The sequence below is a fragment of the Nocardia sp. NPDC052566 genome (assembly GCF_044547285.1).
GTDB lineage: Bacteria > Actinomycetota > Actinomycetes > Mycobacteriales > Mycobacteriaceae > Nocardia.
On the sequence record NZ_JBIUAF010000009.1, the window covers coordinates 1 to 25,676 of the forward strand.

The following is a 25,676-nucleotide window of genomic DNA, read 5'->3' on the forward strand; positions in this document are numbered from 1 at the left end:
GGGGGGGGGGGGGGGGGGGGGGCGGGGGCGGGGGGGGGGGGGGGGGGGGGGGGTGGGGGGGGGGGGGGGCGGGGGGGGCCGGCGGGGGGGGGGGGGGGGGGGGGGGGGGGCCGCGGGGGGGGGGGGGGGGGGGGGGGGGGGGGGGGGGGGGGGGTGGGCGCCCCGGCGGGGGGGGGGGGGGGGGGGCGGGGCCCCCCCCCCCCCCCCCCCCCCCCGACCGTATCGATGCCGCTGGCTCGGGCGGCACCTGAATCTCGGGCGGTGATGTGACCAAGGTCACATGCTGGAAGTTTGCTGAACTCTTGTCGGGCTCGCCGGCGTCCCGGCAGAATCGAAAATGTTGCTGCTGTGACGACAGTCAACTACTGATACGGCTGTCCAGTGTTACCGCGTGTTGTCCTTGCTGAAAGGCGGGCAGGCCCGTGACCAGAAAACCGTTGCGCCGCATTCTGTTCGGCTTCGTCGTGAGCCTGCTCGCGACGTTGCTGCTCGCCGGGCCCGCCTGGTCGGATACCGGGAGTGCCTCGGGTAGCGGCGGCTCGGGCTCGGCGGGTTCGGGCTCGGCGTCGGGCAGCTCCAGTGGGTCGGGGTCGATTCCGCTGCCGAGCACCGCGGGCATCGGCGCGCTGACCGCGGCCTCCACCCAGACCGGCAAACCGTACGAGTGGGGTGGCGTCGGCCCGAACGCGTGGGACTGCTCCGGGCTGGTGCAGTGGGCCTTCCGTCAGGTCGGGGTCGCCATTCCGCGCACCACCTGGCAGCAGGCGCGAGCCGGGATGGCGGTCCCGTTCTTCGCGCTCTCGCCCGGTGACGTGGTCATCCTGAACACCGATGCCTCGCACGTCGGCATCTACGCCGGATTCGGGCAGATCCTCGACGCGCACGACTGGGGCGTGCCGGTCGGCCTGCATCCGCTCGGCGAATTCGACATCTACAGCATCCGTCGCTTCTGAACCCGCGAAATCCCCTGCGGCATCGGCTATTTTCGCCTGCAAGGGGGCAGCCGAAGATGAGGGAGCGATTCGGATGACAATGCGTGCGTTAGGAAGTGGGCTCGTCGCGTGTGTGCTCGCCGTGGCGGCGGTGGGCTGCGGCAGCGACGGCAAGGGTGGTGCCGACAAGGCCGGGGCCGATCTGAAACCCGGTGTGCTATCCGGCTTTTCGACGCCGGAAAGCGTGCTCGTGGTGGGTGACGGGTACTTCGTCTCCAACGTCGGTGCGGCGGTGGAGCCGGTCACCAAGGACGGTGACGGATTCCTGTCCAGGCTGGATGGGACCGGGAAAGTGACCGCGGCGAAAGCGATTCCGCGCGCGGGCGATCCGCCGCTGAACGCGCCCAAGGGCATGGCCTTCGCCGACAACAAGATCTTCGTCGCCGATATCGACCGGGTGGTCGGCTACGACATCGATTCCCTCGGGCAGGTTTTCGAGGCGCCGATCGGCGGCGACGCCCCGACACTGCTCAACGACATCGCGGTGCTCGACGACAAGACCCTGCTCGTCACCGATACGTTGCGCGGCTCGGTGTACAAGCTCGGCATCGAGGACAAGAAGTTCGGCACGCTGACCACCGGCGTGGCGGGCGCCAACGGCGTGGTGGTGGACACGTCGGGCAAGATCGCCTACGTCGCCGCCAACGGCGCGAAATTCGAGGGTGGTGACCTGTTCCAGCTCGACCTCGGGCGCACACCCGTCATCCCGAAGCGGATCGGCACCCTGCACGGCGTGTACGACGGGATCGCATTGCTGCCCAACGGGAACCTCGTCGTCTCCGACTGGGTTTCCTCCGACAACCCTGTGCCGGGTGCGGTCACCGTCTACCAGACCGACGGCACCGAGGTGTCGAAGGTGCAGCTGCCCGGCACCCCGAGCGGCACAGCCGATTTCACCCTCGACAAGTCGGGCAAGTACTTGCTGATCCCGGCCATGCCGGAGAACAAGATCGTGATCGTCGCGGTGTAGGTCAGCCGAGATCCGCGGCGAGCTGGCGCAGCAGCGGTCCGTACTGCCGATGCGCCAGCGCCGAGGCGAACTGGGCGACCAGGTAGTCGGCCGGGTTGCCGGTGTCGTACCAGCGGCCCCGGATGACCTGGCCGAATACCGGGTTGTCCGTCGCGTGCGCGTTGATCGCGTCGGTCAGGTACACCTCGCCGGTCTGGTGTTCGTACCAGCGCTTGGTCTGGATCTTCAGCTCGTCGATGATGCCCGGTGTCACCACGTAGCCGCCGATCGCCGCGAACTGCGACGGCGCGTCCTCGGGCTTGGGCTTCTCCCGCAGGCCGGTGATGCGCAGCAGGCCGTTGCCCTGATCGTCGGCGACCACCGGCACGCCGTAGCGCTGCGATTCGGCCGGATCCATCGGCATCAGCGCGAGCACGGGGGCGCCGGTGGCCTCGTAGGCGTCGATGAGCTGCTGCGCGCGCGGCACCTCGGCGACGAAGACGTCGTCGGGCCACAGCACGAGCATCGGCTCGTCGCCGAGGTTGCGGGCCGCGTTCAGCACCGGCGTGCCGTTGCCGTAGGGGCCGTGCTGATCGAGGTAGGTGATATGCCCGAGCCGCGACAGCTCGCCGACCTCTTCGACAGCGTCGGCGTATGCGGTCTTGCCGTCGGCGCGCAGCTGCGCCACCAGGGCCGGGTTCGGCCGAAAGTGGTCCTGGATCAACGACTTTCCGCTGCTCACCACGATGGTGATATCGGTGATCCCTGACGCGACCAGCTCGCGCACGGTGTGCTCGATGACCGGCTTGTCGCCGACCGGCAGCATTTCCTTGGGAATGGCCTTGGTCAGCGGGAGCAGTCGGGAACCGATACCGGCGGCCGGAATCACGGCCTTGCGGATCTTCATGCGTCCGATCATCACATATGTCCGAGCCGCCGCGAGTTCGATCCCCGGCTGCCGATCCGGTGTCAGTTGGGCAGTGCCGCGCAGGCGGGCACGGTGCGCAACTGCTCGTCGACCATCGTCAGCGCCGACGCCCGCTGTTCCGGCGTCGAATCCTTGCGTCCCTGTTCGCTGTTGATGATCGCCTCGAGAAACTTCTTGACGTCGCGTTTGGTGGGATTGTCCGTCCCGAGCAGTGCTTTCACCATGGCGCGGTCCTCGGCGCTGCCGCGGATCTCCTCGCTGATCTTCTGGCAGAACGGGCCGAGATCGTTGGTGTTCGGCGCCGCCGCGGCGACACCGCCGCCGAGCAGCACCGCACCGGCGGCCATTACGGAAACCATCGAGCTACGCACGCGCCACACCCCTCGCTAGAGAACAGATTCGGGCAAGAGTACCCGGCCCCTGCGGTGAATTCGCCTGGGGTATCTCATGTTTCGATCGGGCGTCGCGCGCGGTCCGCGGGCGGGGCGCGGACCTGCGGATTTGATCGCCGACACCGGCCGCTGGGCCTGCCGTTCCCGGTGCACCGGACCTGTCGGTACGGCAGCGTAGATTTCCGGGCATGGGTGAGCGCAGCGAGCGAATCGGGTGCCCGTGCGCGGTGCGCCGGCGCGGGAAGCGGCAGGCCGGGCCGCGGTGACCGAGCCGTACCCGCCCGACCATGCCGAGCGCACCGCTCGGCGCTGGGTGCTGCACATAGATATGGACGCGTTCTTCGCCTCGGTCGAGCAGATGACCAGGCCGACACTGCGCGGGCGGCCGGTGCTCGTCGGCGGCGTGGGCGGGCGCGGCGTGGTGGCGGGCGCCAGCTACGAGGCGCGGGTATTCGGTGCGCGCTCGGCGATGCCGATGCATCAGGCGCGCAGGCTGGTCGGTGCCGCCGCGGTGGTGGTGCCGCCGCGCGGTGCGGTCTACGGCGTGGTGAGCGGTCAGGTGTTCGACGCGCTGCGCAGCCGCATTCCGGTGTTGGAGACGCTGTCGTTCGACGAGGCCTTCGGTGAACCCGCGGAACTGGCCGGGGCGTCGGTGGCGCAGGTGCACGAATTCGGTGCCGGGCTGAGGGCGCTGGTGCTGGAGCGCACCGGATTGGTCGCCTCGGTCGGTGCGGGCACGGGCAAGCAGCTGGCGAAGATCGCCTCCGGGCTCGCGAAACCCGATGGTATCCGGGTGGTTTCGCCCGCCGAGCAGGAGCGGATGCTCGCCGCGCTGCCGGTGCGCAAGCTGTGGGGGATCGGGCCGGTGGCCGAGGGGCGGCTGCGCTCGCTCGGCATCGAGACCGTCGGCGCGTTCGCCGCGCTGCCGGAATCGGAGGCGGCGTCGCTGCTCGGCGGCGCGATGGGCACCGCGCTGCACCGGCTGGCGCGCGGCATCGATGACCGGCCGGTCGCCGAGCGCGCCGAGGCCAAGCAGATCAGCGCCGAGAACACCTACGAGCACGACATCGTCACCATGCCGCAGCTGCGCGTCGCGATCGAGAAGATGGCCGCCGCCGCGCATACCCGCCTCGGCAAGGACGGGCGCGCCGCGCGCACCGTGGTGCTCAAGCTGAAGAAATCCGATATGAGCATCGTGACCCGCTCGTTCACGCTGCCCTACGCGACAACGGATCTGGCCACGCTCACCACCGCCGCGCAGCGCTCGGCCATCGATCCGGTCGAACTCGGGCCGGTCCGGCTGGTCGGCGTCGGCTACGGCGGGCTTTCCACGGTGCGCCAGGAATCGCTGTTCCCCGAGCTCGATCGGGCGCCCATGCCGGAGAGCGCGGAAGGTGATGTCGCCCACTGGGATTCGGGCGCGCCCGCAGGCGATCCAGTGCCTGCCGCGGCACGGCCGGTGGCGGCAGCACGGCCTGTCTGGTATCCCGGAATGGATGTCGAACACCCCGAATTCGGGCACGGCTGGGTACAGGGCGCCGGGCTCGGAGTGGTGACGGTCCGTTTCGAGACGAGCTCGACAGGGCCGGGTCCGGCGCGTACGTTCGCTGCCGACGACATCAGTTTGTCGCGGGCGGATCCGCTCGGCAGTCTCCGCTGACGGGTAGCCTGTGTAACTCGTGCAGCGCCGCCGTTCGGTGGGGCGCTGCCATCGGTGTTACGACACGTACCTACTCGAACGCAAAGGACGAGCAAGTTGCACAAGACTGGACGCATCGCGATCGCCGGGCTGGCCATCGTCGCCGCTCTGACCATGACCGCATGTGGTAGCGACGACAAGAAGGACACCGCCAAGCCGGCCAAGACGTCGACCAGCCAGAAGGCGGCTGCCAGCAACACCAACCTGCCGCCGGTCCCCTCCGTGGCGGACCTGAATACCCAGCTGCAGCGCGCGCTCGATCCGTCGGTGCCCAACGGCGAGAAGCTGGACATGGTCCAGGGCGCGCAGGCCGATCCGGAACTGCCGAACATCCTGGCCGAGGCATACAAGCAGACCGGCGCCAAGATCGAGGTCACCGAGGTGACCGCCTTCGGTGACACCATCAACGCCAAGGCGAAGATCACCCTGAACGGCCAGGAGAACATCGCCGACGTGCCGTTCGTCGCCGAGAACGGCAAGTGGAAGGTCCAGAAGGCGTGGGCCTGCCAGATGCTGACCAACTTCGGCAAGCAGTCGCCCGCGTGCGCTGCCTGATCGGCGTTTCCGCCTGATCCAGCTCTGCCACGGTCCGGTACCCGTTCACTCGGGTGCCGGACCGTTGTCGTTGCGCGCCGTTCGCGCAACCTCTCGGCCGTAGTTGACAGCCAATTCTCAGAAATGTGAAAAGCCCAGCTGGCACGCCTTTCTCGCGTCGAAATGTGATATCGCTCACGCGCGCAAGTATTTCCGGGATCGGTGTCCCCGCTAACATCCTCGGCGTGGCTGACACGATGGTGTGGGCGGGGCAGTCGTCCGTCGAGGGATCCGAACGCGGTACGACACAAAGCAGAAGTGGTGGGGGATGGGCTCGGCCGGTCGCGCTGATCGCGGCCTTGATCGGCGCGCTGTGCGCGATCGCGGTGCCGTTGCTTCCGGTGCGGGTGGACGCGACGACGCTGACCTGGCCGCAGGCGGGTTCGGCCCGCAGCATCGAGGCACCGCTGGTCGGCTACGCGCCACTGAGTTTCGACGCGACCCTGCCGTACGCCGCCATCGAGCAGCTCGCCGTCAAGGGCGGCGTGCTCGCCGCCACCGGCCCCAACGGCGCGCCCGACCTGCCGCGCTACGGATTCATCGCGCGGGTGCAGGCGCCGAGCGCCGACACGCCCGCCCGGCTCGACGTGATGCTGCGCAATCAGGCACTGCTGAGCGTGCCGGTCGAACAGCTCACGCCCGGTTCCGAACTCAGCGTGCACGCCGACTTCACCACGGCGACGGTCACCATGTCCGGCGGCACGGCGCCCGGCCTGCCGCTGACGTTGAACGGTGACTACCGGCCCCAAATGGTCGGTGTCTTCAGCGATCTGGCCGCGGCCGACGGCGCGCGCGTCACCGCTGAGGTGGATTCGCGCTTCTCCTCCACGCCGACGCCGATCAAGCGCGTCGCCATCGTGCTCGCACTGCTCGCCACCCTGGTCTCGCTGCTCGCGCTGCACCGGCTCGACCTGCTCGACGGGCACCGCGCGCGCCGGTTCCTGCCTGCGCGGTGGTGGACGTTCTCGCTGCTCGACGCGGTGGTGCTCGGCACGCTGGTGGTCTGGTACTTCATCGGCTCGGCCACCTCCGACGACGGCTACCAGTTCAATATGGCCAGGGCGTCGGGTGTCGCCGGATATATGGCGAACTACTTCGGCTACTTCAATGTGCCGGAGACGCCGGTCGGCCTGCCCTATGACCTGATCCGGGTGATGGAGGGCGTGACGACGGCGAGCCCGTGGGTGCGGTTGCCCGCGCTGCTCGTCGGCGTGCTGATCTGGCTGCTGCTCAGCCGTGAGGTGGCGCCACGGCTCGGAACGGCGGTGCGGCACAACAGGGTTGCCATGTGGACCGGTGCGTTCGGCTTCCTCGCGGTGTGGCTGGCCTACAACAACGGCCTGCGCCCCGAGCCGTGGGTGGCGGGCGCGCTGCTGCTCAGCTGGTGCTCGATGGAGCGTGCCATCGCGACCAGGCGGCTGCTGCCCGCCGCCGTCGCCATTCTCGCCGCGGCGTTCGCCAATACCGCCGGACCGTCCGGGCTCATCTGTATTGCCGCGCTGGTGGCCGGGATTCGGCCGCTGAGCCGGATCGTGCTCTCCCGGGTGCGTGACGCGGGTTCGGTGCGCGCGCGGATCATCGCCGCACTGCCGTTCGTCGCGCCGCTGCTCGCCGCGGGCACCATGGTCCTCGCGGTGGCCTTCTCCGACCAGCCGCTCGCCGCCGTGTTCGAAATGCGCAGGGTGCACGAGGCTTTGGGCCCCAATGTCGAGTGGTTCAACGAATACGTGCGCTACCAGTACCTTTTCCAGCCGGAGATCGACGGATCGGTCGGCAGGCGCATCGGCATCTTCGCGATGATCCTGGGCATCTTCGTCTGCGTCTTCGTCCTGCTGCGCAAGGGTGGCCGGATTCCGTTCACCGCGCCGGGACCGTCCCGGCGGATCCTCGGCGTCACCGTCGGCGCGATGCTGCTGATCGCCACCACCCCCACCAAGTGGACCCATCACCTCGGCGTCTTCGCCGGCGTGGCGGGCGTGGTCGCGATGCTGGCCGCCGTCGCGGTCGGGCCGCGGGTGCTGCGCTCGCCGCGCAACCGCGCGCTGTTCGCCGCGGTGGTGACATTCATGCTCGCGCTGGTGTTCTCGGGCACCAACGGCTGGTGGTACGTCTCCAACTGGGCCATCCCGTGGGGCGACAAGCCGCCGGTGCTGGCGGGCATCGGGGTGAACAAACTGTTCCTCGTGCTGACCATCCTGCTGCTGGTCGTCGCCGCCTGGTGGCAGGTGCGCGCGCCGGAACCGGGGACACCGCACCGGATTTCGCGGGTGGGCTGGCGGGTGTCGGCGCTGCCGCCGCTGACCATCGCGCTGGTGGCGCTGGTGCTGTTCGATGTGGCCTCGTTCGCGAAGTCCTCGGTCGCGCAGTATCCGGCGTTCTCGCTGGCGAGCTCGAATATCAATGCGGTGCTCGGTAAGTCGTGCGGGCTGGCCGATCAGGTGCTGGTCGAGTCCGATCCGAACGCGGGCATGCTGCGGCCCCTCGACGGTGATGCGGCGAGTACGTTCGCCGCCGCCGCAACGGGATTCAGCCCAGCCGGTGTCGCCGACGATCTGCGCCCCGATACCGAGGAGAGCCAGTCCGCCAGTATCGCGGACGCGTTCAGCGGTAAGGCCGCCTCCGACGACAAGGCGGGAACCCGCACCGCGGCACTGCCTTTCGGACTGGATCCGGCGACGACACCGATGCTCGGCAGCTACCGCTCCGGCGATCTCGGGCCCGCCGAGCTGACGACCGGCTGGTACCGGCTGCCCGAGGTCGGCAAGCGCGACGGTATCGTCGCGGTGAGCGCGGCGGGACGGATCAGATCGTTCGATCGCGACGGTGTCGAGAAGCCCGGTCAGCCGGTCGAAATCGAGTACGGCGCCACCGATTCCGCGACCACGGCGCGGCCGCTCGGCAAGGTGACCCCGATCGATATCGGTCCCGCGCCGTCGTGGCGCAACCTGCGGGTGCCGTTCACCGAGATCCCGAACGAGGCGGATGTCATCCGCATCGTCGCCACCGACCGCGACCGCAACCCGAAGCAGTGGGTCGCGCTGACCCCGCCGCGTGTCCCGCAGACGAAGACGTTGCAGCAGGTGGTCGGTTCGGATGTGCCGACGCTGCCGGATTGGCTTGTCGGACTGCAGTTCCCGTGCCAGCGCCCATTCGATCACCGTGACGGCGTCGCCGTGGAGATCCCCGCCTACCGCATCCTGCCCGACCGCGGCGGCGCGCAGATGACCAGCCTCTGGCTCGGCCACGACAACGGCGGCCCCCTCGGTTGGACCGGCCTGCTCCTGCGCTCCAAGACCCTCGCCACCTATCTGAACCACGACTGGCGCCGTGACTGGGGTGAGCTCCAGCAGTTCAGCCGCATGGACCCGACGACAACCCCGGCCCAGCTGTCGGTAACCCCCACCGACCGCTCCGGCTTCTGGAACCCGGGCCCGATCAACGTCGCCTACTAGCCGGTCTTCGCGCGCGAAGTCGACTACGACACTCCCGCAAGCGCAGGAGCGCACCGGCGGCGGTGGCGCCACGAGGCTGGCGGATCCGGTTGCCTCAGCGGCTTTCTGGACGCAGTCTGAGGATGGCGCAGGTGGTGGTGGCGTGGGCGTAGAGCTTGTTGTCTTCGGTGCCGGTGAGGCGGGCTTCGGCGGTGGCCGTGGTGTGGCCTACGTGGATGGTGGTGCCGACGCAGCGTAGGTGTGGGGTGTCGGCGAGGACGGGGCGTAGTAGGTGGATGCCTAGTTGGACGGTGGTGTACGAGCTTCCCGCGGGGAGTTCGGTCATGACGGCCGAGCCGAGGGCGGAGTCGAGCAGGGTGGCCATGAAGCCGCCGTGGACGGTGCCCATGGGGTTGAGCAGGTGGTCGCCGGGGTCGCCCTCGAAGGTCGCGGTGCCGTCGCCGATCTCGGTGAGGCGGAAGCCGAGGGTGCTCATGATCGACGCGCTGGGGAAGATGCCGTCGAGCGCGCCCTGCAGGATCTCCCGGCCGGTCATGCCGCTCAGGTCCGGCATGGTCTCGGGGCGGGGTTGCCAGCTGTGCGTGCGGGTGCGCAGGGTGCGCGTCGTTGTCATGTCATCGACGGTAGGGGGCGAAACGGGTGTCCGGAAAGGGTCGGATCCGACACCTTTGCTACCGTTCCCGACATGAAGATCGCTGTGCTCGCTGCCGAGGGCGTCTTCGACTCAGGCGTCTCCGCGGTACTCGACGTATTGCAGTCGGCCAACGCTCTGCGTGGTCAGATGGACAGTCCGCCAACAGGTTTCGAGGTGCACACGGTAGGTGTGCAGGAATCGGTACGCACCGGTCTCGGGCACCGGATCGACGCGGAGCCGCTGAGCGTCGCCGCGACAGCCGATCTGGTGGTACTGCCCGCGCTGGCCGAGCGACAGCCCGCGGCGCTGCTCGATCTCGTCGCCTCCGAGCGGCATCGCCCCATCCGCGAACTACTCGCCGAGACCAGGGCCAGACGGACCCCGCTCGCGTCCTCGTGTACCGGGACGTTCCTACTCGCCGAGTCCGGCGTGCTCGACGGGTTGCAGGCCACCACGAGCTGGTGGCTCTCCCCGGTCTTCCGCGAGCACTACCCCCGCGTCACCGTCGACGAGACCCGCATGGTCACCACCGCCGACGGCGTCACCACCGCGGGCGCGGCGTTCAGCCACCTCGATCTCGCGCTCGCCATCGTCGGCATGCGGAGTCCGGCGCTGGCCGACCTGGTCCGCAGCTATCTGGTGATCGACGACCGAGCTTCCCAGGCGTCCTACACCATTCCCAGCGCCCTCACCCGCCACGACCCGCTCGTCTCGGCCTTCGAACAGTGGGTTCGCTCCCGCCTGAGCCACCCGCTCGCCATCGCCACCGCCGCCCACGACCTCGGCGTCAGCGAACGCACCCTGCAACGCACCGTGGTCCGCACCCTCGGCTGCACCCCCATCCGCCTCGTCCAGAACCTGCGCGTCGAACAGGCCACCCACCTGCTCCGCACCACCGACCTCTCGCTCGCCGCGATCGCCAAGAGCGTCGGCTACGAAAACCCGGGCGCCCTCCAAGCGCTGCTCCGCGACCGCTTCGGCACCAGCTCCCGCGTCCTGCGCCACCACGGCTGACCCGCCCGCCGCCGCGCACCGACTGGTCGCGAGATTTGTGCGTGGCGGTGTACTCGGTGCGCCGCACCGGAATCCGCGCGTGGCGTATCCGGCGGCCGAGCTCGCCGCAGCGCACCGGTCTTCGCGCCGCGCACGATTCGACCCGGGAGTCCGTGCGCGGGGTTTACGGCGCGGGGTTGTCGGTGGCGATGCGGAGGGCGAGGGCGACGAGGTCGTCGCCGTTGAGGCCGGGGTAGCCGTGGAGTAGGTCGCGCCAGTGTTTCGGGACGGCGTGGCCGCCCCAGCGGGCGCCGAGCAGGCCGCCGGCGATGGCGGCGGTGGTGTCGGTGTCGCCGCCCGCGCGGACGCACAGTTCCAGTGCTCGCGGGAGGTGCTCGGGGCCGGACTGGTCGGTATTGGTGATCGCCCACCATGCCGTTTGCAGTGCGTGGACGACCCAGCCGTTCTTCGAGAAGTCGCGTGGCGCACCGGATTCCGCTTGGTCGAGCAGGGGAGTCCAGTAGGCGGCGCTGTCGGAGGCGGCGACGTATCGGCGGACGCCGTCGAAGGTGCCGTGCAGTACCGCGTGCTGGATGGCGTAGCTCCAGATCTTGCACGCCTCGATGGCCTGGCGATCGTGGTGGGTGAGCGCGCCGATGGCCCCTGCCATGCGGACGCATTCGTCGGCATCGGCGAGATAGGCGAGTGCCACCGGAGCGGTGCGCATCAGCGATCCGTTGCCGCCGGTGAGCCCCTCCAGCGACATGGCCTGCAGTTGCATCTCCCTGGCCGATTTCGGCCGTGCCGAGAGCACCCGCCTGGTCTGGTTGCCGACGTCCGGCGGATCCGAATCCCACCACTGCACGAATCCGGCCGCGACATCATCGAGGTTGATGCCCGGCCCCTTGTCCGCGGCCAGCGCGATGGCCAGCGCCATGGAGGTGTCATCGGTCCATTCGCCCGGCGCCCACTGGAACGGCCCGCCGCCGATCATGTCGATCGTCACATCCGGTGCGGGATAGCTGAATTCGTAGCCCGCGCCGAGCGCATCGCCCGCCGCGGTGCCGAGCAGCACACCGGCCGCCCGGTCCAGTCGTGCGTCGTCCAAGGCCATCCAACCCCTCCAGTCCTGCGGTGATCGCGGTCAATGTACCGAAATCCGGTGGCATTCCACCCTGTCGGTATCCACAACCGGCGGTACCTCAACCTAGCCCGCCCTCACGAATCCTTCGCCACTGCAACGGTTTACCGCCCGCACCTCGGAATCTCGCACACCGCTACCGGTCCGTTGTGGCGTGTCGCCCGGCACGTCGCTGTGCGACTCGCCAACTACCCGGCGCACGCCACACCACGGGCCGGGCCGCTGCGCTGCACCAGAACGCCCGCCTTTCTCATTAGGCTGGCGGTCATGTCGACAACCCTCGCCAAGGGCGCAACCGGACTGACGACGGCCGAGGTCGAGCAACGCCGCCGCGACGGGCTCACCAACGATGTGCCGGATCGGGCCAGCCGCTCGGTGCGCGATATCGTCCGCGCGAACGTCTTCACCAGGATCAACGCCATCCTCGGCGTGCTGTTCATCCTGGTGCTGTCCACCGGCTCGATCATCGATGGGATGTTCGGCCTGCTGATCGTGGCCAACAGCGCGGTCGGCATCATCCAGGAGGTGCGGGCCAAGCGCACGCTGGATCAGCTGGCCATCGTCAGCCAGGCGAAGCCGACGGTGCGCCGCGACGGCGCCTCGGTGGAGGTGGCGCCGCGCGAGGTGGTGCTCGACGATCTCATCGAGCTCGGGCCCGGCGATCAGATCGTGGTGGACGGCACCGTCGAGGAGTCCGCGCTGCTGGAGATCGACGAATCACTGCTCACCGGTGAGGCCGATCCGATCGATAAGCAGGTCGGCGCCGCGGTGATGTCGGGCAGCTACGTGGTGTCGGGCAGCGGCTGCTATCGCGCGACGAAGGTCGGCAAGGACGCGTACGCGGCGAAGCTGGCCGAGGAGGCGAGCAAGTTCACGCTGGTGAAGTCGGAGCTGCGCAGCGGTATCGACACCATCCTGAAGGTGATCACCTACCTGCTGATCCCGGCGGGCCTGCTGAGCATCTACAACCAGCTGTTCTCCAGTAAGGAGAGCTGGCGGCCCGCGGTGACCGGCATGGTGGCCGCGCTGGTGCCGATGGTGCCGGAGGGCCTGGTGCTGATGACCTCGGTGGCCTTCGCGGTCGGCGTGGTTCGCCTCGGCAGGCGCAAATGCCTGGTGCAGGAGCTGCCCGCGATCGAGGGCCTGGCCAGGGTGGATGTGGTGTGCGCCGATAAGACCGGCACGCTCACCGAGAACGGCATGCGCCTGTCGGATATCAAGACGCTGACCGGTTTCGACGATACCGAGGTGCGAAACGCGCTGGCCGCCATGGCCGCCGACGATCCGCGCCCGAACGCCAGCGTGCAGGCCATCGCCGAGGGCCTCGACGAGACGCCGGGCTGGCGGCAGAGCGCGATCGCGCCGTTCTCCTCGGCGAAGAAGTGGAGCGGCAGTTCCTACGGCGAGCACGGCAACTGGCTGCTCGGCGCGCCGGACGTGCTGCTCGACCCGCAGTCCGAAGACGCAAGGGTCGCCGAGGAATTGGGTTCCTCGGGCCTGCGCATCCTGCTTCTCGCACGCAGCGACCGCCCGGTGGACGCACCCGACGCACCCGGCCATGTCGACCCGGCGGCGCTGGTGGTGCTGGAGCAGAAGGTGCGCCCCGACGCCAGGGAAACTCTCGAATACTTTGCCGGTCAGAATGTTGCGATCAAGGTGATCTCGGGCGACAACGCGGTCTCGGTGGGCGCGGTCGCCTCCTCGCTCGACCTGCCCGGCGGCGACAACGCGGTCGACGCCCGGGAATTACCGGACGATCAGGACGAACTCGCCGACGTGCTGGAGCGCAAGACCACCTTCGGCCGGGTCCGCCCCGATCAGAAGCGAGCCATGGTCGCCGCCTTGCAATCTCGCGGCCACACCGTCGCGATGACCGGTGACGGCGTGAACGATGTACTCGCGCTGAAGGATTCCGATATCGGCGTGGCGATGGGCGCGGGCAGCCCTGCCACCCGCGCGGTCGCGCAGATCGTGCTGCTGGACAACAAGTTCGCCACCCTGCCGTATGTGGTGGGGGAGGGCAGGCGGGTGATCGGCAATATCGAGCGGGTCTCCAACCTGTTCCTCACCAAGACCGTCTACTCGGTGCTGCTCGCCTTCCTGGTCGGTATCGCGGGCGTCGGTTCGCAGATCTTCGGCTACGACCCGATCGGCTACCCGTTCCTGCCGCGCCACGTCACGATCGCGGCCTGGTTCACCATCGGCATCCCCGCCTTCATCCTCTCGCTCGCCCCGAACAACGAGCGCGCCCGCAGCGGATTCGTCGCGCGCGTCATGCGTTTGGCGATTCCCTCCGGTGTGGTCATCGGCGTCGCCACCTTCGTCGCGTACCTGATCGCCTACGCGGGACCGGACGCCACCGCACAGCAGAAGGAGCAGGCGGGCACCACCGCGCTGATCACCCTCATCATGATCGCGGTGTGGGTGCTCGCGATCGTCGCGCGGCCGTACGTGTGGTGGAAGGTCGTGCTGATCGGCGCGTCCGTCGCCGCGTATGTGCTGTTGTTCACCATCCCGTTCACCCGGCACTTCTTCAAGCTCGATCCGTCCGATGTCGGGCTCACCACCGCGGCGTTCGTCTGCGGCGCGGTGGGCATCGTGCTCGTCGAGGCGGCCTGGTGGGTGAGCGCGGCGATGCAGGGCGAAAAGCACAAGTTGTTCCCGGCTTCGCCCGGCGGCGCAGGGGCCTGAACAGCGCGTCCGCGGCGCCGGGTCAACTGGACGCCCGACCTGGCGCGCCGCGAGATGCCTTGTGCGAAGCGCTGATTCGGGGTTGGAGTACCTTCTCCGAATATGGAGGTTCTGCTGCACCAGATCGACGCGTTCGTCGACGCTCCGTTCTCCGGCAACCCGGCCGCGGTGATGCCGCTGCCGTCGTGGTTGCCCGACCACCTGCTGCAACACCTGGCCGAGGAGAACAACCTCGCCGAAACTGCCTTCTACACCGCGCAGTTACCGGCGGAGGCCGGTACGCCCCCCGGTGATCGGCCCGCCTTCCACCTGCGCTGGTTCACCCCGACGGTCGAGGTGAACATGTGCGGCCACGCCACCATGGCCACGGCCGCGCAGATACTCGAGGATGTGCACCCCGGCGCGGATCGGGTCAGCTTCTTCACCCGCAGCGGCTGGCTGCACGTCGACCGCACCGACGACGACGAATACGTGCTCGATCTGCCCGCGCTCGAATCCACCGAGATCACACCGGATCCCGCGCTGGTCGAGGCGCTCGGCGTGCGGCCGCTGCGCGCGTTCACCGGCTTCGACGAAGTGATCGTGCTCGGCTCCGAGCAGGAGGTGCGCGACGCCAAGCCGAATTTCGCGGCCTTCCCGCCCATCGCGTTCGACGCGGTGATCACCGCGCGCGGGGAGAGCGCCGATATCGTCTCGCGCGTCTTCGGTCCCGATCTCGGCGTGATCGAGGATCCGATCACCGGATCGGCGCACGCCCAGCTGATTCCGCTGTGGAGCCGCGAACTCGGCCGCGACACCCTCACCGCCAGGCAGCTTTCCGCGCGCGGCGGCACGCTGCGCGGTGAGCTGGCCGGTGATCGGGTGCTGCTGTTCGGGCGGTGCCGTCGCTATCTCGACGGTGTCGTGACGCTACCCGACCTGTGAAACGAGAAGGCCCCGAACGAATTCGGGGCCTTCTCCGCGTCAGATCCGTGCCGGTTCGGGCTCGCGCTCGACCTGCGGCCGGTCATCGTGTGCGGCGGCGGGCACCTTCGACGGCCACCAGGTGCGATCACCCGCGATCAGCGTGAGCGCGGGGACGAGTACCGACCGCACCAGCAGCGTGTCGAGCAGCACGCCGAAGGCCACTGTGAAGCCGACCTGCACCATGGCGACCAGCGGCAGCGTGGTGAGCACCGCGAAGGTGGCGGCCAGCACCACACCGGCCGAGGTGATCACGCCGCCGGTCACCGCGAGGCTGCGCAGGATGCCGGTCCTGGTGCCGGAGTGCAGCGATTCCTCCCTGGCCCGGCTCATCAGGAAGATGTTGTAGTCGACGCCGAGCGCGACCAGGAACAGGAAGGTCATCACGATCAGCGACGGCTCCAATCCCTGGAAACCGAAGGCGTATTGGTAGAGGAACACGCTCGCGCCGAGCGCGGAGCCGAACGACAGCACCACGGTGAGCACCAGCCCGATCGGCGCGACCACCGAGCGCAGCAGCAGCCCGAGGATCAGCGTCACGATGAGCAGTACCAGCGGCAGCACCAGTTTGTTGTCGTGGCCCGATGCGGTGTCGGTATCGAGATTCGACGCGCTCGCGCCGCCGACCAGCGCGCCGGGCGCGACCTTCGGCAGGATCTCGCGCAGCCGATCGATGGTGGCGTACTCGGCCGCCGAATCCGGGCGGTCGCGGGGAATCGCGATGATTTCCGCGTACCCCTGACCGGTACGGCCCGCCTCCGCGTAGCCGATGCCCGGATCGGCCTGGATCGCGCGCAGTGCGGCGTCACGGGTTTCGGTGCGCGCCATCACCGTCAGCGGCAGCCCGCCCCGCTCCGGGAATCGTTCGGCGACGAGTTCCTGGCCTGCCACCGATTCCGGTTTGCTGACGAAGCGGTCGACCTGGGCCAAATTGTCGGTGTCGGCGAGCAGACCGAGCGTGAGCAGCGCCAGCACGGCGGTGGTCGCGGCGGCCGCGAGTACGGGGCGCCGGGCGATGACCGTACCGACGCGATCCCACAGACCCACCCGCTGCTCGGCGACGACGTTGTCCGCGTGCGGGATTCGCGGCCAGAACACCCAGCGTCCGCACAGCACCAGGAATGCGGGGAAGAACGTCAGCATCACCACCAGCGTGCAGACGATGCCCGCCGCGCCCACCGGGCCCATGCCCGCGGTGCTGTTCATATCGGCGACAAGCAGGCACAGCAGGCCTGCGGTCACCGTGGCGGCCGAGGCGATGATCGCGGGCGCGGCCCGGCGCAGCGCGGCGATCATCGCGGCGCTCGGCGACGGATAACGGTGCAGCTCTTCGCGATACCTGGCGACGAGCAGCAGCGCGTAATCGGTGCCGACACCGAAGACCAGAATGGTGAGCACCGCGGCGCTCTGGTCGCTCACCACGATGTCGAACCACCGCACCAGCCCGTACACCAGCGCCATCGACGCGACGTTCGCCACTGCCACCGAGATCAGCGGCACCAGCCACAGCAGCGGGCTGCGGTAGATGAGCAACAGCAGCACCGCGACCACGAGCACCGTCACCAGCAGCAGCCTGCCGTCGACGCCGTCGAAGGTGCCCTCGAAATCGGCCTGCAGCGCGGCAGGTCCGGTGACCTGCACCCGTAAGCCGTCGGGGCGGTCGGTGAGTGCCGCGCGCAGGTCCTTGATGTATTCGGTTGCCTTGCCGTGGGATTCGTCGACGACGAGCTGATACAGCAGCGCGGTGCCGTCGCGAGCGGCCATCGGCTGCGCGTCCATCGGCGCATCGGGGGCGTATCGCGCGCTCAGCATCGAAAACTGCTGTGCGGCAGTGGATCTGTCCTGCTCGGTCAGGCCGGTCGCGCGAGAGTAGGCCACCACGAACAGGTTCGAATTGCCGCCGGGCAATTTCTGTTCCAGCTGCGCCGCTTCGGTGGACTGTGCCGACGCGGGCAGGTAGTCGATCAGCCGATCGGTCTTCACATCGCCGAGCTTGCCCGCCAGCGGCAGCAGCACCGCCAGCGCGACGAGCCATCCGGCGATGACGGCGGACGCGGTCGTTCTCGGTCCCATCACATATCTCCTCGATTACGGGTTCCCTTGCAGGGTTCCGAGATCGGGCCGCCGATACGTCCGCCCCTGGTCGGCACTTGCGGATACTCCGCGCGGAGTACCCGCGACCGCCCGGCACGCGGACAATGGCTGGAATGGACAGGCGATGGCGAATCGACGGCGCGCTGATCGCCGGGCTGCTGCTGCTCGGGATCGGCTGGGCGCAGCTGGTGCCGGAGGGGCATCCGCTGGACGTGGGTGGGGTGCTGCTCATGACCGCGGCCATCGTGCCGCTGCTGTGGTATCGCAACGCGGCGCTGCTCGGTCTCGTCGCGCACACCGCGGTGTCGCTGGTCTACCACTTCTACGACTACCCGCACGAGGCGCTGATCCCGGCCACCATGTTCGCGCTGCTCACGGTGGCGCGCTACGGCAGCAGGGCGCGGACGACGCTGGTGGTGGTGATCGTCGCGGTCATCGTGGTGGTCGGGATCTGGATCTACTCCGCGCCCAACGACAACACCCTCGTCGACTCCATCGGCTCCGCGGGCTGGGTGCTGGTGGCCTGCGTGGCCGGTGAAGCGATGCGGCTGCAGAGCGCGCTGCTCGCGACCACCGTCGAGCGCGCCGAGCGCGCCGAGCAGGCCCGTGACGAGGAAGCGCGCAGACAGGTCACCGAGGAGCGCCTGCGCATCGCCCGCGACCTGCATGATCTACTCGCCCACACCATCACCGTCATCCAGGTCCAAGCGGGCGTCGCTGCTCACCTCGTGCACACCGGCCGAGCCGACCCCGCCGTGGTCGCCGCCGCACTCGACACCATCGCCGACGCCTGCGCCGACGCGCGTACCGAACTCGCCGCCACGGTGGGCGTCCTGCGCGCCCCCTCCCCGGAATCCCTTGCCCCCCAACCCACCCTCGCTCAACTCCCCGCACTGGCCGGTCCTGTCGAAGCGGCCGGTGTGACGGTCGAATTCGCGATCACCGGGGCGGTACGCCCACTGGCGGCGACGGTCGAAATGATCGGCTACCGCATCGTCCAGGAGGCACTGACCAACGTGGCGAAGCACGCCGCCGCCACCCGGGCCGAGGTCCGGCTCGACTACGGGCCGGATCGGCTGACTATCCACGTCACCGACAGTGGTCGCCGCGCGGCGGCGCGCGAAACCGAGTGGCCTGCCACCGGATTCGGTATTCGCGGGATGTGCGAGCGTGCCGAGGCGATCGGCGGCACCGTGGTGGTGGCGGGCCATTCGTCCGGGTTCGTGGTCATGGCCGAACTTCCCATCGCCCGTCAGATACCGGCGGAGTCCCGCGCCCCGGACACCACGCACACCGCTGCGATGCCTAGCGAACCCGCCTGGGCCGCCTCATGATTCGGGTGCTCATCGCTGATGATCAGTCGCTGGTTCGCGAGGCGTTCGCGCTGCTGATCGCTTCGGATCCCGGCATGGAGGTGGTCGGCCAGGCGGCGACCGGACGCGCGGCGGTCGCGATGGCGCGCACCGAGCGGGCCGACGTGGTGGTAATGGACATCCGCATGCCGGACCTGGACGGTATCGCCGCCACCGCCCTCATCGCCGCCGACGAAAACCTCGCCGGCGTGCGGGTCCTCGTGCTCACCACCTACGACACCGACGACAACGTCCTCGCCGCATTACGCGCGGGCGCAAGCGGATTCCTCATCAAGGACACCAAACCCGCCGTACTGCTCGACGCCATCCGCACCGTGGCCGCAGGCGACGCCCTGCTCTCCCCGAGCGCCACCGCCGCCGTCATCGCCCGCGTCCGCGCCGTCCCCGACCCCGCCCCGCGACCGGACCTGCACGGCCTCACCGACCGCGAAACCGACGTACTCATCCTCATAGCCCGCGGCCTCACCAACGCCGAAATAGCCGAGAAACTGGTCCTCAGCCCCCTCACCGTAAAAACCCACGTAAGCCGAATCCTCGCGAAACTCCTGGTCCGCGACCGAGTCCAACTAGTGATAGCCGCCTACGAAGCAGGCCTCATCACCCCCTCCTGCTGACCATCCGCCGAGCGCAGTCGAATGGCCCTATGACACGCCGTGAACAGGGGCCATTCGACTGCGCTCGCGTGCGTCCGCCCGCTGAACCTCAGTCAGGGGATGGCTGAAATGCGGTGCGCTCCACCGAAGCCAGGTGAGTGAGCCGATCCCGCAACGTCGGCGGCCGAGGCCACCTGCGTGGGCTGGGTTTTCGTCGAGCGCAGTCGAATGGCCCCGTGACACGCCGTGAAGAGGGGCCATTCGACTGCGCTCGGCGGTCAGGGGTTGGGGACTGGGCCGTCGTCTGGGGGTGGGAGGATGGCGCTGGTTTGTTCGGGGAGGAGGGGGACGAGGGCGAAGCGGCCGGATTCCGCGTCGGGGGGTAGTGCTTCGACGGCGCGGATGCCGGGCTGGGTGGCGAGTGCTCGAAGTTGGGGTAGGGGGCCGCGGACGAGAAGGGCCGCGGTGCAGGCGCATCCGGCGCGGAGGCGGGCCGCGGAGACGGCGTGCACGCGATCGGTGCGTTCATTTCCGGTGTTGCCCACCGAGAGTGCGCTCGCCGCCGCGTTCGCTGAGGCGACGGCGACCTCGTCGCCCGGCGGCACGGGGATGGCGAGTACCGGGGTTTGTACGCGGTCGATCGGCACGTGGTGGATCACCCTGGCGATGCGCAGGCCACCGCTGTGGGCCGGGATCTGCTGGGGTGTCAGGTATTCGGTGAAGGAGACCAGCGCCCAGTGCTCGGCGTCATCGGATTGGTTCAGCGTATCGTGGGCGCGGGCAAGATAATTCGTGACCTGTTCGCCCTGTTCCGGGCCGAGCCGGTCGGTGGAAACCCCGATCTGGCGTGGCGGTATCAGCACACCGAGCAGCACGATGAAGACCACGAGACCTGCCGCGGCGACGCTGTACGCGATGCCGCGCCACGGCAGGTCCCGCCGGTCAGGCATTGCGCAGGACGTCCAGCGCGTTCTTCAGGTCGTCCGGATAATCGCTGGTGATCTCGAGGTACCGGCCGTCGGCCGGATGGTTGAAGCCGAGCGAACGGGCGTGCAGCCATTGGCGTTGCAGCCCGAGCCGTTCGGCCAGGCGCGGGTCGGCGCCATAGGTGAGGTCACCGCAGCATGGGTGCCTGATCGCGGAGAAGTGCACCCGGATCTGGTGGGTGCGGCCGGTTTCCAGGTGGATGTCGAGCAGGCTCGCGGCCTGGAACGCCTCCACCGTGTCGTAGTGGGTGATGCTCGGACGGCCGTCCGCGGTCACCGCGAACTTCCAGTCGTTGCCGCGCGCCCGGCCGATCGGCGCGTCGATGGTGCCGCTGCTCGGATCCGGATGTCCCTGCACCAGTGCGTGATACCGCTTATCGATGGTGCGCTGTTTGAACGCGCGCTTGAGCACCGTGTACGCGTGCTCGGACTGGGCGACCACCATCACACCGGAGGTGCCGACGTCCAATCGGTGCACGATGCCCTGGCGCTCGTGCGCGCCGGAGGTGGAGATGCGGTAGCCGGCGGCGGCCAGCCCGCCGACCACGGTCGGCCCGGTCCAGCCGACACCGGTGTGCGCGGCGACGCCGACCGGCTTGTCCACCGCGACGATATCGTCGTCGGCGTAGAGGATCTTCATGCCCTCGACCGGTGCCGCCTCGATGGTGAGTTCCCGCTTGGGTTCCGGGAATTCGACCTCGAGCCAGGCGCCCGCGACGAGCCGATCCGATTTGCCCGCGGCGACCCCGTCGAGCTGCACCGAGCCGTCCGCGGTGAGCGCGGCGACCGCGGTGCGCGAAAGTCCGAGCAGCCGGGACAGTCCGGCGTCGACCCGCATCCCGTCGAGCCCGTCGGGAACGGGCATGGTCCTGGTCTCCCTCACGCCTCCACCTCGCTGGCGCCCGGTTCCGGCATGAGCGAAGCCCGCTGTGACATGGTTCGTTCGCTTCGCTCACTCACGCCGCGTTCTCCTCACCCGTCGGCTTCACCGCGGTCTCGGTGCTGTCGTGCTTGGTGCGGCTGCCGTCGGGTTCGAAACCGAAGACGGTCAGCGCGACGAGCAGGATCGCGCCGCACACGATCGACGAGTCGGCCACGTTGAACACCGGCCACCAGCCGACCGAGACGAAGTCGACCACATGCCCCTGCAACGGACCGGGCGAACGGAAGAACCGATCGATCAGGTTGCCGAGCGCGCCGCCGAGCACCATGCCGAGCCCGACGGCCCACCACAGCGAGTGCAGTTTGCGTGCGATGCGGATCACGCCGATCACCACCGCGGTCGCGATCAGGGTCAGCAGCCAGGTCATTCCGGTGGCCATCGAGAACGCGGCGCCGGGGTTGCGCACCAGGCGCAGCTGCACCACGTCGCCGATGATCGACACCGGATGACCCGGCGTCACATTCGCCACGATGAGGGTCTTGGTGAGCAGGTCGAGGCCGAGCAGCACACCCGCGATGATCAGCAGGGTGCGCAACCGCCGTGGCGGCCGCACCGCCTCCTCGGCAGTGTCGGCGGTGGTCTCCTCGGGCGGCCGGTCATCACTCACGACGACCATCATCTCTCGAGCTATGCGGAGCCCGGTGCGTCGGTGTCCCGCATGTCCCAGGAGACACTCAGGATCCGGTCGTACTCTGTGACTCGTGACGGTGTTGTCTTCCCCCCACGTTCCCCGAATCGCGGCGTCGGGCGTGTTGCTGATGGTGCTCGCGGTCGGGTTGTCCACCTTCGGCGTTGCCTGCAGCGATGACACCCGAACACGCACGGCGAGCGACAGCACCGAGCCGCTGGGGATCGGCAAAGAGGTGACCGTGCCGATCGCGATGGCGGTGGCCACCGTCGTCCATCCCGGTGACGAGCCGCGCGAATTGCTGCGCCCCGACTACCCGGTGGGCACGGTGCAGCAGGTGACGCTGCGCACCGATCACCGGATCGCCCAGCAGATCAACGATCAGCCGGTGCGCGACTTCTCGACGCCGTCGCTGACCATCCCGATGACGGCCAAGACCGGCGCCGACGGTGTCGACTGCACGCTCGGCACCGTCACGACGCCGGATCCGTTGCTGAACAAGGCGCTGACCGCCGCGGGCGGCTCACGCGCCGGTTTCGACATGAGCGAGCTCGGCGCGATCACCGCGCTGCGGCTCGCGCCGTCGCCCGATACCTCCAACGCCGCGCGGGCCGCGCTGGAACAGGCCTTCTATCAAGCGGTCTATCAGTCGATCGCGTTTCCGGACGAGCCGGTCGGCGAGGGCGCGGTGTGGACGGTGCGACAGGAGGTGACCGGCGGCGTCACGCTCGACCAGGTGACCACCGCGACGCTGACCAAGCGCGACGGCAACCGGCTGACCATCGCGCTGAACGTGACCCAGCGCCCGAAATCGCCGGTGTGGAACCTGCCGAACAACGCGGGCAAGCTGGAGATCCAGGATTACGGCATGACCGGCACCGGTGTCATCACCGTCGATCTCGGGCTGCCGTTGCCGGTGGCCGGATCGATCACGGTCGGCGGGCATCAGTCCTACCGTGACCCGCGCAGCGCGGTGGTGCTGCAGCAGACCCTGGATACCAAGGTCACCTGGACCGAGTGAGCCGCCGAGATCATTCCGGCGATAGGGGCGTTTTTGTCGGTGCCCGGGAATAGGCTCGGGGAGTTCCGATCCATCGCCTTGCTGGGAGGTTTTCCCATGTCCGATGTCAAACCCATTCCCGACGGATATCCGGTCGTCTCACCCGGATTGGCGATCGACGGCGCCGCTGCCGCGATCGATTTCTACAAGCACGTATTCGGCGCGTCCGAGCGGATGCGCATTCCGGGTCCGGACGGAAAGATCGCGCATTGCGAGCTGATGTTCGGCGATTCGGTGATCATGCTCGGTGATCCGGCCCCGGATATGGAATTCCTCGACCCGAAGACGGTCGGCGGCACACCCGTCAACCTGATGGTCTATGTCGATGACGTCGACGGCGCTTTCGCGGCCGCGATCGGTGCGGGCGCCAGGGAGATCACCCCGATCGCCGACCAGTTCTACGGCGACCGCACCGGAGCGTTCGAGGATCCGTGGGGGCACCGCTGGACGGTGGCCACGCACATCGAGGATGTCTCGCCGGACGAGATGGACAAGCGGATGAAAGAGCTGTTCGGCAGCCAGGGTTAACCCGGCACGATCGAATCCCCTTCGACGCGCACCTTTTTCGAGGCGAGCGGCTTGGGCGCCGGGCCGTTGACGACCGAGCCGTCGAGTCCGTACTTGCTGCCGTGGCAGTTGCAGTTGATGGTGCCGCCGGACACGGTGGCCACCTTGCAGCCCGCGTGCGTGCAGGTCGCGGACAGGCCGACGAAGGTGCCCGCGGTCGGCTGGGTCACCACGGTGTCGCCCGCGATCACGCCACCGCCGACAGGGATGTCGGCGGTCTTGGCGATGGCGTTCGCCGCGGGCGGTGCTGGCGGTTGCGCGGACGGGTTCGCGCCGGGCTGGGCGGTGGTCGCCGGTGCCGGGTTGGGCGGTGGTGCCGGGTTGGGCGGCGGTGCGGGACTTTCGTTCTTGCCGTAGGTGGTGCAGGCGGACAGTGTGGCGGCCGCGGCCACCACACCCGCGCCCGCCATCACCGACCGGCGGCTGAGCACCGGGTCCTCGTTGGTCATGTGCCGATCTCCGATCTGTCAGAAGGTGAGGCCGTGGTTCTGGAAGAACCACAGGGCCGAGGTGAGCCAGATGCCGACGAGCCCGGTGAGCACCAGCCCGCCCGCGACCGGGATCACCCAGCCGGGCAGTCCCTTTCGGGTCAGCAGCAGCATCTTGGCGACGAAGGCGCCGTAGAAGAAACAGCCGAACAGCGAATGCAGCAGCACCCGCGTCTGGTAGTCCTGAAAACCAAGGGCGAACAGGCAGTGCACCGCCACCGGCACGCTGACCAGCACGGCGAGCCTGCCGGTCCACACGTGCACGGCGCCGATCCAGGGCGGGTTGAAACCGGGGATCTTGCCGTACATCGCCAGGGCCGAGGTCAATTGGCCGAGGGCGAGGACGGCGGCGAGGGTGGCCAGCCATGCCTTCACCGCGGTCGGGCTGGAGAATCCGGCCACGTTCACCGAGAAGAACCGGGGCTCGTGCACCTTGCCGTAGACGCCGAGCACGATGGCGACCGCGGCGCCGACCAGCAGCGGGATGATGATCGCCGCCGCGGGCGCGGGATTCGTCCTGGCCCGTACGGTGGGCGCCTCACGATCAGCCGACACTGTCACCACCACTTACCTTGTTCGCAGTTATCTTCTTGCCGTTGACGATTGCCGTGCCGTCGGGCGCCAGGCCCGGGGCGGGGGAGGTGCTGCCGTCGGGCGCGCGCTGCACGCCGGTCACGCCGCCGTTGCTGTCGACGATCCAGCTCTGGCGGGTGCCCGCCTCGCTGTAGACGTACAGTCCGGCGGGCGCCTGCACCGGCGGCGCCGTGAAATCCCACTTCTTGTCGCCGAGGTACAGCGTCCCGCGCACCGCCGTGCCGTCGAGGCGGCCGTCGAGCTTCGCGCCGTTCTTCCCGGTCAGCTGCAAGACACCGTCGATCGCACTGCCCTGCAACCACGATTCGATCGACTTTCCGTCGCAGGCGTACGCGGTGGCCTTGTCGCCCTGCACCGTGATCGACACGGTGATGGCGCCGCCGGTCTGCTGGGCGATGGCGCCGACGTAGTCGGCCTTCGCCGGGAACTTCGCCGGCGCGGCGGTGGTGGGTGGTGCCGTGGTCTGTGGTGCGGTGGTCGGTGGCGCCGCGGCCGCGCTGGTGGTCGTCACCCCCGTATTGGCGTTCTGCGCCGCGGGTTCGCTGTCTTTGGACATATTGATGACAACCAGCGCAATGCCGAGCACGGCGACGGCCGCGAGCGTGAGCCAAGGTCCCAGCCGCTTCATAGAATCTCCTCGATATTGCGCGGATCCGCTTCTCGAATTGTCTACGGGCCAGGACACCTCGACGGTTCAATCAGACATTCAAGACAGCAATAATCGGCGTGTTGCCACATTCCGCGTCGCGCCTTGCGGTCCCCTAACCCGAGGCCTTTCCATACAGCGGATGTCCGGACGAATTCCCCTGGCAAACAGACCATTTCCCGTCGCGCCGGACCGGTAGGTCCCGCTTCAAGATCAAGAAATCGGCGAGCGCCTATCGTCCCGCCCGTCGGTTTCGGCTCAGCTTCCAGCCTCGTC

The 25,676-nt window shown here is 68.8% G+C and carries 23 protein-coding genes; 12 read left to right on the forward strand and 11 right to left on the reverse strand.

Translation table 11 applies throughout. The features are described from left to right. The first annotated feature begins 422 nt into the window (after window positions 1-422). Window positions 423-953: an NlpC/P60 family protein gene (locus tag ACIG5A_RS40650; protein WP_397250370.1), complete on the forward strand. Its 531-nt coding sequence runs from the start codon at window positions 423-425 to the stop codon at window positions 951-953. A 73-nt stretch (window positions 954-1,026) separates the two neighbouring features. Continuing rightward, window positions 1,027-1,962: an SMP-30/gluconolactonase/LRE family protein gene (locus ACIG5A_RS40655; protein ID WP_397250372.1), complete on the forward strand. Its 936-nt coding sequence runs from the start codon at window positions 1,027-1,029 to the stop codon at window positions 1,960-1,962. Between the two features lies 1 nt (window position 1,963). On the opposite strand, the gene ACIG5A_RS40660 is transcribed toward ACIG5A_RS40655, so the two are convergent. Together ACIG5A_RS40660 and ACIG5A_RS40665 are read right to left on the reverse strand one after the other, a co-directional pair. After that, window positions 1,964-2,848, reverse strand: coding sequence for a UTP--glucose-1-phosphate uridylyltransferase (locus ACIG5A_RS40660; protein ID WP_397250374.1), 885 nt, complete (start codon window positions 2,846-2,848; stop codon window positions 1,964-1,966). 62 nt (window positions 2,849-2,910) lie between these two features. Then, window positions 2,911-3,240 carry a hypothetical protein gene (locus ACIG5A_RS40665; RefSeq protein WP_397250376.1) on the reverse strand — a complete coding sequence of 110 codons (330 nt, stop codon included), beginning with the start codon at window positions 3,238-3,240 and terminating at the stop codon, window positions 2,911-2,913. Between the two features lie 349 nt (window positions 3,241-3,589). Between ACIG5A_RS40665 and ACIG5A_RS40670 the strand changes: the two genes are divergently transcribed. The 3 genes from ACIG5A_RS40670 to ACIG5A_RS40680 all read left to right on the forward strand — a co-directional run bounded on the left by ACIG5A_RS40670 (window position 3,590) and on the right by ACIG5A_RS40680 (window position 9,006). Continuing rightward, a complete protein-coding gene (locus ACIG5A_RS40670; RefSeq protein WP_397250961.1) occupies window positions 3,590-4,921 on the forward strand; it encodes a DNA polymerase IV in 1,332 nt (443 codons plus the stop codon). Between the two features lie 96 nt (window positions 4,922-5,017). Further along, a complete protein-coding gene (locus ACIG5A_RS40675) occupies window positions 5,018-5,515 on the forward strand; it encodes a hypothetical protein (protein WP_397250378.1) in 498 nt (165 codons plus the stop codon). A gap of 224 nt (window positions 5,516-5,739) precedes the next feature. Beyond that, the gene (locus ACIG5A_RS40680) at window positions 5,740-9,006 is read left to right on the forward strand and encodes an arabinosyltransferase domain-containing protein (RefSeq protein ID WP_397250380.1); all 3,267 of its coding nucleotides are present in this window, start codon (window positions 5,740-5,742) and stop codon (window positions 9,004-9,006) included. A gap of 94 nt (window positions 9,007-9,100) precedes the next feature. Here the strand turns inward: ACIG5A_RS40680 and ACIG5A_RS40685 are convergent, their stop codons facing one another. After that, window positions 9,101-9,619: a PaaI family thioesterase gene (locus ACIG5A_RS40685; RefSeq protein WP_397250382.1), complete on the reverse strand. Its 519-nt coding sequence runs from the start codon at window positions 9,617-9,619 to the stop codon at window positions 9,101-9,103. 72 nt (window positions 9,620-9,691) lie between these two features. Between ACIG5A_RS40685 and ACIG5A_RS40690 the strand changes: the two genes are divergently transcribed. Beyond that, complete coding sequence (locus ACIG5A_RS40690; protein ID WP_397250384.1) at window positions 9,692-10,654, forward strand: GlxA family transcriptional regulator; 963 nt, start codon at window positions 9,692-9,694, stop codon at window positions 10,652-10,654. A 163-nt stretch (window positions 10,655-10,817) separates the two neighbouring features. Here ACIG5A_RS40690 and ACIG5A_RS40695 read toward each other — a convergent pair whose 3' ends face one another. After that, complete coding sequence (locus tag ACIG5A_RS40695) at window positions 10,818-11,747, reverse strand: ADP-ribosylglycohydrolase family protein (protein ID WP_397250386.1); 930 nt, start codon at window positions 11,745-11,747, stop codon at window positions 10,818-10,820. 294 nt (window positions 11,748-12,041) lie between these two features. Between ACIG5A_RS40695 and ACIG5A_RS40700 the strand changes: the two genes are divergently transcribed. Together ACIG5A_RS40700 and ACIG5A_RS40705 are read left to right on the forward strand one after the other, a co-directional pair. Further along, window positions 12,042-14,465: an HAD-IC family P-type ATPase gene (locus tag ACIG5A_RS40700; RefSeq protein WP_397250388.1), complete on the forward strand. Its 2,424-nt coding sequence runs from the start codon at window positions 12,042-12,044 to the stop codon at window positions 14,463-14,465. 102 nt (window positions 14,466-14,567) lie between these two features. Beyond that, entirely contained in the window at window positions 14,568-15,389 is an 822-nt protein-coding gene (locus ACIG5A_RS40705) for a PhzF family phenazine biosynthesis protein (RefSeq protein WP_397250390.1), read from the forward strand. A 39-nt stretch (window positions 15,390-15,428) separates the two neighbouring features. On the opposite strand, the gene ACIG5A_RS40710 is transcribed toward ACIG5A_RS40705, so the two are convergent. Further along, window positions 15,429-17,501: an MMPL family transporter gene (locus tag ACIG5A_RS40710; protein WP_397250392.1), complete on the reverse strand. Its 2,073-nt coding sequence runs from the start codon at window positions 17,499-17,501 to the stop codon at window positions 15,429-15,431. A 134-nt stretch (window positions 17,502-17,635) separates the two neighbouring features. Here ACIG5A_RS40710 and ACIG5A_RS40715 point away from each other — a divergent pair, with 134 nt between their 5' ends. Both ACIG5A_RS40715 and ACIG5A_RS40720 read left to right on the forward strand, forming a co-directional pair. Beyond that, complete coding sequence (locus ACIG5A_RS40715) at window positions 17,636-18,856, forward strand: sensor histidine kinase (protein ID WP_397250394.1); 1,221 nt, start codon at window positions 17,636-17,638, stop codon at window positions 18,854-18,856. Further along, window positions 18,853-19,509, forward strand: coding sequence for a response regulator (locus ACIG5A_RS40720; protein WP_397250396.1), 657 nt, complete (start codon window positions 18,853-18,855; stop codon window positions 19,507-19,509). The genes ACIG5A_RS40715 and ACIG5A_RS40720 overlap by 4 nt, the downstream gene beginning before the upstream one ends. Window positions 19,510-19,766: 257 nt before the next feature. Here ACIG5A_RS40720 and ACIG5A_RS40725 read toward each other — a convergent pair whose 3' ends face one another. From ACIG5A_RS40725 to lspA, 3 genes are all read right to left on the reverse strand, one after another. Continuing rightward, on the reverse strand, window positions 19,767-20,438 hold the full coding sequence (locus ACIG5A_RS40725; RefSeq protein ID WP_397250398.1) for a hypothetical protein: 672 nt from the start codon (window positions 20,436-20,438) through the stop codon (window positions 19,767-19,769). Next, a complete protein-coding gene (locus ACIG5A_RS40730; protein ID WP_397250400.1) occupies window positions 20,431-21,357 on the reverse strand; it encodes an RluA family pseudouridine synthase in 927 nt (308 codons plus the stop codon). Before ACIG5A_RS40730 ends, ACIG5A_RS40725 begins: the two co-directional genes overlap by 8 nt. Window positions 21,358-21,430: 73 nt before the next feature. Next, window positions 21,431-22,033, reverse strand: a complete 603-nt coding sequence (gene lspA / locus ACIG5A_RS40735; protein WP_397250963.1) for a signal peptidase II — start codon at window positions 22,031-22,033, stop codon at window positions 21,431-21,433. A gap of 142 nt (window positions 22,034-22,175) precedes the next feature. Between lspA and ACIG5A_RS40740 the strand changes: the two genes are divergently transcribed. Together ACIG5A_RS40740 and ACIG5A_RS40745 are read left to right on the forward strand one after the other, a co-directional pair. After that, a complete protein-coding gene (locus ACIG5A_RS40740; protein WP_397250966.1) occupies window positions 22,176-23,066 on the forward strand; it encodes a hypothetical protein in 891 nt (296 codons plus the stop codon). A gap of 96 nt (window positions 23,067-23,162) precedes the next feature. Next, on the forward strand, window positions 23,163-23,633 hold the full coding sequence (locus ACIG5A_RS40745) for a VOC family protein (RefSeq protein WP_397250402.1): 471 nt from the start codon (window positions 23,163-23,165) through the stop codon (window positions 23,631-23,633). Here ACIG5A_RS40745 and ACIG5A_RS40750 read toward each other — a convergent pair. Genes ACIG5A_RS40750 through ACIG5A_RS40760 form a run of 3 tightly spaced genes read right to left on the reverse strand, consistent with a single transcriptional unit; the run spans window position 23,630 to window position 25,382 of the window. Then, the gene (locus ACIG5A_RS40750; protein WP_397250404.1) at window positions 23,630-24,121 is read right to left on the reverse strand and encodes a ubiquinol-cytochrome c reductase iron-sulfur subunit; all 492 of its coding nucleotides are present in this window, start codon (window positions 24,119-24,121) and stop codon (window positions 23,630-23,632) included. The genes ACIG5A_RS40745 and ACIG5A_RS40750 overlap by 4 nt on opposite strands. Window positions 24,122-24,139: 18 nt before the next feature. Next, window positions 24,140-24,715, reverse strand: coding sequence for a DUF6529 family protein (locus ACIG5A_RS40755; RefSeq protein WP_397250968.1), 576 nt, complete (start codon window positions 24,713-24,715; stop codon window positions 24,140-24,142). After that, on the reverse strand, window positions 24,705-25,382 hold the full coding sequence (locus tag ACIG5A_RS40760) for a hypothetical protein (RefSeq protein ID WP_397250406.1): 678 nt from the start codon (window positions 25,380-25,382) through the stop codon (window positions 24,705-24,707). Before ACIG5A_RS40760 ends, ACIG5A_RS40755 begins: the two co-directional genes overlap by 11 nt. Window positions 25,383-25,676: the final 294 nt, after the last annotated feature.

Bases quoted from the DNA above. Each gene is read 5' to 3' on its own strand.
- ACIG5A_RS40655 (WP_397250372.1), top strand. From the start codon at position 1,027: ATGACAATGCGTGCGTTAGGAAGTGGGCTCGTCGCGTGTGTGCTCGCC.
- ACIG5A_RS40660 (WP_397250374.1), bottom strand. From the start codon at position 2,848: ATGAAGATCCGCAAGGCCGTGATTCCGGCCGCCGGTATCGGTTCCCGA.
- ACIG5A_RS40670 (WP_397250961.1), top strand. From the start codon at position 3,590: ATGGACGCGTTCTTCGCCTCGGTCGAGCAGATGACCAGGCCGACACTG.
- ACIG5A_RS40685 (WP_397250382.1), bottom strand. From the start codon at position 9,619: ATGACAACGACGCGCACCCTGCGCACCCGCACGCACAGCTGGCAACCC.
- ACIG5A_RS40690 (WP_397250384.1), top strand. From the start codon at position 9,692: ATGAAGATCGCTGTGCTCGCTGCCGAGGGCGTCTTCGACTCAGGCGTC.
- ACIG5A_RS40695 (WP_397250386.1), bottom strand. From the start codon at position 11,747: ATGGCCTTGGACGACGCACGACTGGACCGGGCGGCCGGTGTGCTGCTC.
- ACIG5A_RS40700 (WP_397250388.1), top strand. From the start codon at position 12,042: ATGTCGACAACCCTCGCCAAGGGCGCAACCGGACTGACGACGGCCGAG.
- ACIG5A_RS40705 (WP_397250390.1), top strand. From the start codon at position 14,568: ATGGAGGTTCTGCTGCACCAGATCGACGCGTTCGTCGACGCTCCGTTC.
- ACIG5A_RS40710 (WP_397250392.1), bottom strand. From the start codon at position 17,501: ATGGGACCGAGAACGACCGCGTCCGCCGTCATCGCCGGATGGCTCGTC.
- ACIG5A_RS40715 (WP_397250394.1), top strand. From the start codon at position 17,636: ATGGACAGGCGATGGCGAATCGACGGCGCGCTGATCGCCGGGCTGCTG.
- ACIG5A_RS40720 (WP_397250396.1), top strand. From the start codon at position 18,853: ATGATTCGGGTGCTCATCGCTGATGATCAGTCGCTGGTTCGCGAGGCG.
- ACIG5A_RS40725 (WP_397250398.1), bottom strand. From the start codon at position 20,438: ATGCCTGACCGGCGGGACCTGCCGTGGCGCGGCATCGCGTACAGCGTC.
- lspA (WP_397250963.1), bottom strand. From the start codon at position 22,033: ATGGTCGTCGTGAGTGATGACCGGCCGCCCGAGGAGACCACCGCCGAC.
- ACIG5A_RS40740 (WP_397250966.1), top strand. From the start codon at position 22,176: ATGGTGCTCGCGGTCGGGTTGTCCACCTTCGGCGTTGCCTGCAGCGAT.
- ACIG5A_RS40745 (WP_397250402.1), top strand. From the start codon at position 23,163: ATGTCCGATGTCAAACCCATTCCCGACGGATATCCGGTCGTCTCACCC.
- ACIG5A_RS40750 (WP_397250404.1), bottom strand. From the start codon at position 24,121: ATGACCAACGAGGACCCGGTGCTCAGCCGCCGGTCGGTGATGGCGGGC.
- ACIG5A_RS40760 (WP_397250406.1), bottom strand. From the start codon at position 25,382: ATGAAGCGGCTGGGACCTTGGCTCACGCTCGCGGCCGTCGCCGTGCTC.